General features: G+C 62.4%; 5 protein-coding genes. 3 read left to right on the forward strand and 2 right to left on the reverse strand.

Going from position 1 to position 6,360, the window contains the following annotated elements; translation table 11 throughout:
* Positions 1-210: 210 nt before the first annotated feature.
* The gene (gene msrA, locus ACZYOF_RS41460; RefSeq protein WP_394569830.1) at positions 211-867 is read right to left on the reverse strand and encodes a peptide-methionine (S)-S-oxide reductase MsrA; all 657 of its coding nucleotides are present in this window, start codon (positions 865-867) and stop codon (positions 211-213) included.
* 130 nt (positions 868-997) lie between these two features.
* A complete protein-coding gene (locus ACZYOF_RS41465; RefSeq protein ID WP_130582493.1) occupies positions 998-1,315 on the reverse strand; it encodes a hypothetical protein in 318 nt (105 codons plus the stop codon).
* Positions 1,316-1,672: 357 nt separating this feature from the next.
* Between ACZYOF_RS41465 and rpsT the strand changes: the two genes are divergently transcribed.
* The 3 genes from rpsT to dnaN all read left to right on the forward strand — a co-directional run bounded on the left by rpsT (position 1,673) and on the right by dnaN (position 6,071).
* Positions 1,673-1,939, forward strand: coding sequence for a 30S ribosomal protein S20 (rpsT, locus tag ACZYOF_RS41470; RefSeq protein ID WP_028162524.1), 267 nt, complete (start codon positions 1,673-1,675; stop codon positions 1,937-1,939).
* Positions 1,940-3,154: 1,215 nt separating this feature from the next.
* Positions 3,155-4,585, forward strand: a complete 1,431-nt coding sequence (dnaA, locus tag ACZYOF_RS41475) for a chromosomal replication initiator protein DnaA (RefSeq protein WP_463719359.1) — start codon at positions 3,155-3,157, stop codon at positions 4,583-4,585.
* Positions 4,586-4,952: 367 nt separating this feature from the next.
* A complete protein-coding gene (dnaN, locus tag ACZYOF_RS41480) occupies positions 4,953-6,071 on the forward strand; it encodes a DNA polymerase III subunit beta (RefSeq protein WP_130582495.1) in 1,119 nt (372 codons plus the stop codon).
* The last annotated feature ends 289 nt before the right edge of the window (positions 6,072-6,360 follow it).

A 6,360-nucleotide genomic window follows, 5' to 3' on the forward strand; every position in this document is an offset into this window, starting at 1 on the left:
AGCCTTCGTGGTAACGCTTGTCATGGCGTGGTCTCCAGCCCGGCGCGTCAACGCCGGGTGATTCGAGGTTGATCACCCCGGAGACTACGCCACTTTCAATTCCAACCGCTTTTCGGACGGCACCCTAGTCTTGCACCGGTTATGGTTAACAAATGGTTGTTGGAGAGAACTCCCTCGCCCCGCTCTTGCGGGGAGAGGGAGAGCGCGCGATCAGGCGGTGACGCCGACGCCGATGGGGCACGACACGCCGGTGCCGCCAAGGCCGCAATAGCCCGCCGGATTCTTGGCGAGATATTGCTGATGATAGTCTTCGGCGAAATAGAACTCGCCCGCCGGCGCGATCTCGGTGGTGATCGGACCGAGACCCTTGGCCGAAAGCGCTTTCTGATAGGCGGCCTTCGAGGCCTCCGCGGCCTTTCGCTGCGCGTCGTTGAAGGTGTAGATCGCGGAGCGATATTGCGTGCCGACGTCATTGCCCTGACGCATGCCCTGCGTCGGGTTGTGATTTTCCCAGAACGTCTTCAGGAGCTGCTCGTAGGAGATCTTCTTCGGATCGAACACGACCAGCACCACTTCGGTGTGGCCGGTGCGGCCCGAGCAAACCTCCTCATAGGTCGGATTCGGCGTGTAGCCGCCGGCATAGCCAACGGCCGTTGTGTAGATGCCATCGCCGAGTTCCCAGAATTTGCGCTCCGCGCCCCAGAAGCAGCCGAGCCCGAACACCGCCTGCTCGAGGCCTTCAGGGTAAGGCGGCTGCAGCTTGCTGCCATTGACGAAGTGGGTAGTGGCGGTCGGGATCGGCGTGGCGCGTCCCGGCAGCGCTTCGGCTGCACTCGGCAACGCGGTGGTCTTGCGCATGAACAACATGGATTACCTCCAGCGGGCCATCGGCCTGAAGCCGGAAACGGCTTCGGCCGGCTTAGCCCACTATATAGGTGTTTACGCGCGATCTGGCAGCCCCGTTACGGGCCCACAACCCAAAGGAGCAAAGTTCCGATCAGTCTCGCGCGTAGCCGATCAGCGGCTTGCGCGGCCGGAACAGGATCATCAGCAGGATGCCGGCGACGCCGAGCACGGCGAAAACCGGCTGGTCGAGGACGAACTTGATCACGCTGTCCCAGAGGAAAGGCGCGGTGCGCTCGATCCAGGCACGGAAGGCGGCCTGGCTGGACTGGTGGATGTCGTTCCAGAACTGGCCGAAGCGGGTGAAGTGCAGGGTCTGATCGGCGACGAAACGGGCGCCGTCATAGACCATGAAAACAAATCCGCCGGCCAGGAGCAGCAGGCCGATTAGCCGAAAAAACCCGCGGATCATGCCTCACCCTAGTCCCTGTCCGCCCCAAGCGCGCCAAGGCCCATTAACGGCAGGAAGGGCGGAAATTCAACCTGTTCAGCACCTTGGCGGCCATTTTCTGCCGGATTCCGGCCTCCCAAGCCGGGTGGAAAACGTTGACGCTGAGGGCCGGCCCCTCTATAAGACCGCGCAATGGCGGCGGGCGCAATCCTGCCGCCGCTGTTCTTTGGACGGGCGGCTGCCGGGACTTTTGCTTCTGGGCACGGCCCCCTCAAGAACGCATCTCGACAACACAGCAGAGTAGATCACGCGATTTCAACGGCCGGCGCGCTCGAGCCCGACCACCAGAGCGACCAACGCCGAAGGACAATTGAGACCATGGCCAACACCACTTCCGCCAAGAAGGCGACCCGCAAGATTGCCCGCCGCACGATCATCAACAAGTCGCGCCGCACCCAGATGCGTGGTGCCGTTCGCTCGGTCGAAGAAGCGATCAAGCGCGGCGACCGCGATGCAGCGCTGAAGGCGATGGCGCACGCCGAGCCCGAACTGATGAAGGCCGCGCAGCGCAACATCGTTCACCGCAATACTGCGAGCCGCAAGGTCTCGCGCCTGACGCATCAGATCGCCAAGCTGGCGAAGTGAGCTGACAGAAAAACATTTTCGTCAAAGGCCCGGCTTTTCGCCGGGCCTTTTCTTTTGCGAAGCTTCGAACGACTGCGTTCTCGAATTGACTCGCTGTTGCAGGACAGCGCGTGTGCCATATCGGGCGCGTCCGTGGTTTTACTGGTCCTGCAAGTTCTTGCTGCGCTGGACACGCGACGCCGCGATTAAATACGTACGCGTGCGCCACATAAATGGAATAGCACTAAACATTACCTCGGCGAAAAGCCGCGAAGGGTTACCCTCCAAAAGCAATCGCGAAAAACTTCGTCTCGCTAATCACTTACCCACATAGCGAAGCCAACTTGTTTGAAAATTGGCGCCGCCGAGATGCTACGTAAATATTTTATGAACTTTTTTTTCCGTTACACCGCGCTTTGTGACACGCGCGAATCTGCGCGGTGATTCAAAAACTTGCTTTCGGGTTTCGCAATTGCAATGCCGCAACACCGGCGAAGACTCAACTCACGAGCCACAAACAACGGATTGTCAGAAATCGCGCTTGGTGTATTTGTTTATGCGTTCGCGGCGCCCACGGCTCTTAAGATCAGCGCGATTTTAGACCCACGGGCGGACGTGCAAATCGGCGGCGGTGTGCGCGTTAGCGACGCTTTCCAAGCGAAGCTGAGTTGGCAGGCTCATAGCAATATGAGAACGGCTGTTCTGTGTCTGGATTTCTCGATCGCAGCGTCCGCGCTGCGAGAGAGGCGAACTGGGGAGACACGCAACAGCCGCGGCCTTAAGCAGCGGGGAACGCGGAGCCCGTGAATGGGTTGACAAGGACTGAACTACGCGGCGGCGCAGCACTGAACATTCCGATGTTCGGGAGCGGCACACTGAATTTGGACCACTTGCGAGCGGATTGCTCGCCGCGCGCAATCGCGGCGAGAGGGGGAGGCAGTATGATTTACGGAACCATCGCAGCATTCGAATTGCGCATTTCAGACAAGTCCGTATTCGACACCTTGGATTGCACTTCCGCAAACAGCCCCACGCGAACTCCGGATACACCTTCGAGTACGCGCTGACCTCGCGAACGCAGGTCTGTTCCAGCACATAATCTGTCGCGCGGCGGTTTCGCCGAACGGGAGAGGTGTGTCCGGAGCAGAAGGCCTCGCTTGAGGTCGCGTCGTGGCAAGAAACATGCACGGCGCTTTCACAAACAACGGCACTCCTCTTGAGAAAAGTCTTCAGGCAATGACAAACACGGAACAGGATCGCTGGTCGCGGGTGAAGGGACGGTTACGGACGACCGTTGGCGAGGATGTCTATACGAGCTGGTTTGCGCGCATGGATCTTGAGGGCGTGCAGGACGAAAGCGTCCGCCTGTCGGTTCCGACCCGATTCCTGAAGAGCTGGATCCAGGCGCACTACGCCGATCGCGTGCTCTCCTGCTGGCAGGCCGAGATGCCGGAAGTGCACCGCATCGATCTGACCGTGCGCACGGCAGTGCGGCCTTCGCCCACCCCGAAGGAGATTCCCGCGCCGGCAGAAACGCGGCGCGTCGAGCGGCCGGAAGGACGGCCCTCTGTCGAACTGCGTTCGACCGCGACCGCGCCGGTATCCGCAAGCCACGATGCGCTCGGTGGCTCACCGCTCGATCCGCGACTGACATTTGCGAGCTTCGTGGTCGGCCGCTCCAACACGCTCGCGCATGCCGCGGCACGCCAGGTTGCGGAAGGTCGTCGCGGCGATCCCGTGATGTTCAACCCGCTCTACATCCATGCCGGCGTGGGGCTCGGCAAAACCCATCTTCTGCAGGCGGTGACCTGGGCCGGCAATTCCGGCGGCGAGCGCAAGGTGCTCTATCTCACCGCGGAAAAATTCATGTACGGCTTCGTCGCGGCGCTGAAAACGCAGACGGCGCTGGCGTTCAAGGAAGCGCTGCGCGGCATCGACGTGCTCGTGATCGACGACCTGCAATTCCTGCAGGGCAAATCGACCCAGGCCGAGTTCTGTCACACGCTGAATGCGCTGATCGATGCCGGTCGCCAGGTCGTGATCGCGGCCGATCGTCCGCCGTCGGATCTGGAAAGCCTCGACGACCGCGTGCGCTCGCGGCTTGCCGGCGGGCTCGTGGTCGAAATGGGATCGCTCGGCGAAGAGCTGCGCCTCGGCATCCTCAGATCGCGCGTGGCCGCGGCCCGCGTCCATCACGCAAGCTTCGACGTGCCCGACGAGGTGCTGGACTATCTGTCACGCACCATCACCCATAACGGCCGCGACCTCGAGGGCGCGATCAACCGCCTGCTCGCGCACAGCAAGCTGAACAACCAGCCGGTGACGCTGGAGATGGCCGAGCGCGAGGTCCGCGATCTGATCCGTCCGCAGGAGCCGAAGCGCATCAAGATCGAGGACATCCAGCGCGTGGTCGCCCGGCAGTACAATGTCAGCCGTTCGGACCTCTTGTCCTCGCGCCGCACGGCGAACGTGGTGCGCCCGCGCCAGGTCGCGATGTACCTGGCCAAGACGCTGACGCTCCGCTCGCTGCCCGAGATTGGCCGGCGCTTCGGCGGGCGCGACCACACCACGGTGCTCCATGCCGTGCGCAAGATCGAAGCACTGGTCGCCAAGGACACCTCGCTCTCGGAAGAGGTCGAATCCCTGAAGCGCCAATTGCAGGAATGAATTCTTCCCTGCCGCCCGGACCATGATCCGATCGGACGGAATCGGATCATGATCCATCCTTTTGTTTGAGCATGATCTTTTCGGAAAACCGGTTTCCACTTTTCCGGATCATGCTCTAACCGGGGCGGGAACGGCCTTTATGCCTGAAAACGTGGGGAACGGCGTTCCGCTCCCTTGCGCTCGCGCGTTATCCGCGCCACCTTGGGGTCCCCCCGACGGTTTGGTCAAATCCCATGGATTGGCCGGCTTTCGGGCCTCAAACGCCGCGGCGCGCCCATGGCCGCCCCGGCCTTTCCATCTCAGAGCACGGTGGGTTACCGGTTTTCGGACAGGCCATGCTCAACTCAGGGATCTGGCGGGTATTGCAATGAAGGTCACCGTCGAGCGCGCGCAACTCCTGAAATCGCTCGGCCACGTGCATCGCGTGGTCGAACGTCGCAACACCATCCCGATCCTCGGCAATGTGCTGGTCCGCGCCGAAAATGCCAAACTCTCGCTGAAGGCGACCGACCTCGATCTCGAGGTGACGGAGACGCTGGCCGCGGAAACCGCCACCGCCGGCTCGACGACGGTGCCCGCCCACATGTTCTACGATATCGTGCGCAAGCTGCCCGACGGCGCCCAGATCGTGCTGGAGGCGGATGGCGACCGCTCGGTGCTGGCGATCCGGGCCGGCCGCTCGCGCTTCACCCTGCAAACGCTGCCGGAGAGCGATTTCCCGGATCTGGCCGCCGGCGACATGACGCATTCGTTCTCGCTTCCCGCCGCCGGCCTGAAGCGCCTGATCGACCGCACGCAGTTTGCGATCTCGACCGAAGAGACACGCTATTACCTCAACGGCATCTATCTGCATTCGGCGGGCAGCGCCAAGCAGGCGACGCTCCGCGGCGTCGCGACCGACGGTCACCGCCTGGCGCAGGTCGACCTGGTGCAGCCGCAGGGCGCCGCCGGCATGCCCGGCGTGATCGTGCCGCGCAAGACCGTCGGTGAAGTGCAGCGGCTGATCGAGGATACCGAGGCGGAAATCACCATCGAGCTCTCGCCGGGCAAGATCCGCTTCACGCTCGGCAATGTGGTGCTGACCTCGAAATTGATCGACGGCACCTTCCCCGATTACGGCCGGGTGATCCCGCAGAACAACGACAAGGAACTGGTGGTCGACAAGAAGGATTTTGAAGCCGCCGTCGACCGCGTCTCGACCATCTCCAGCGAGCGCGGCCGCGCGGTCAAGCTGTCGCTGTCGGCAGGCAAGCTCGTGCTGTCGGTGACAAACCCGGATTCCGGCAGCGCCACCGAGGAACTGGAGGTCGAATACGCCTCTGACGCGCTCGATATCGGCTTCAACTCGCGCTATTTGCTCGACATCGCCGCCCAGATCGAGGGCGACGTCGCAGTCCTGAAACTCGCCGATCCCGGCTCGCCGACGCTGGTGCAGGACAAGGACAACAAGAGCGCGCTCTACGTACTGATGCCAATGCGGGTGTGACCATTCCTCGCGAACCGCGCTCCAATGCACCCTCTCCCCTTGTGGGAGCCGCGTAGGGTGGGCAAAGCGGAGCGTGCCCACCGTCACGAGCGAAGTGCTTGGTGGTGGGCACGCTGCGCTTTGCCCACCCTCATATGGGGCTTTGTGAGTCAAGGCTCTCAGCGAACAGGGTTGGGTTGGGTTTTTGCGGTGAGAGGGCGGCGCGCGGAGCCATGCGTAGCGCAGCGCGACGACCGGGCCCCGGGCGAGGATTGGCTTCCGAAGATTTCTGCAGCTCACGGCATCACCT

This window comes from Bradyrhizobium sp. LeoA1Lang (genome assembly GCF_055413685.1).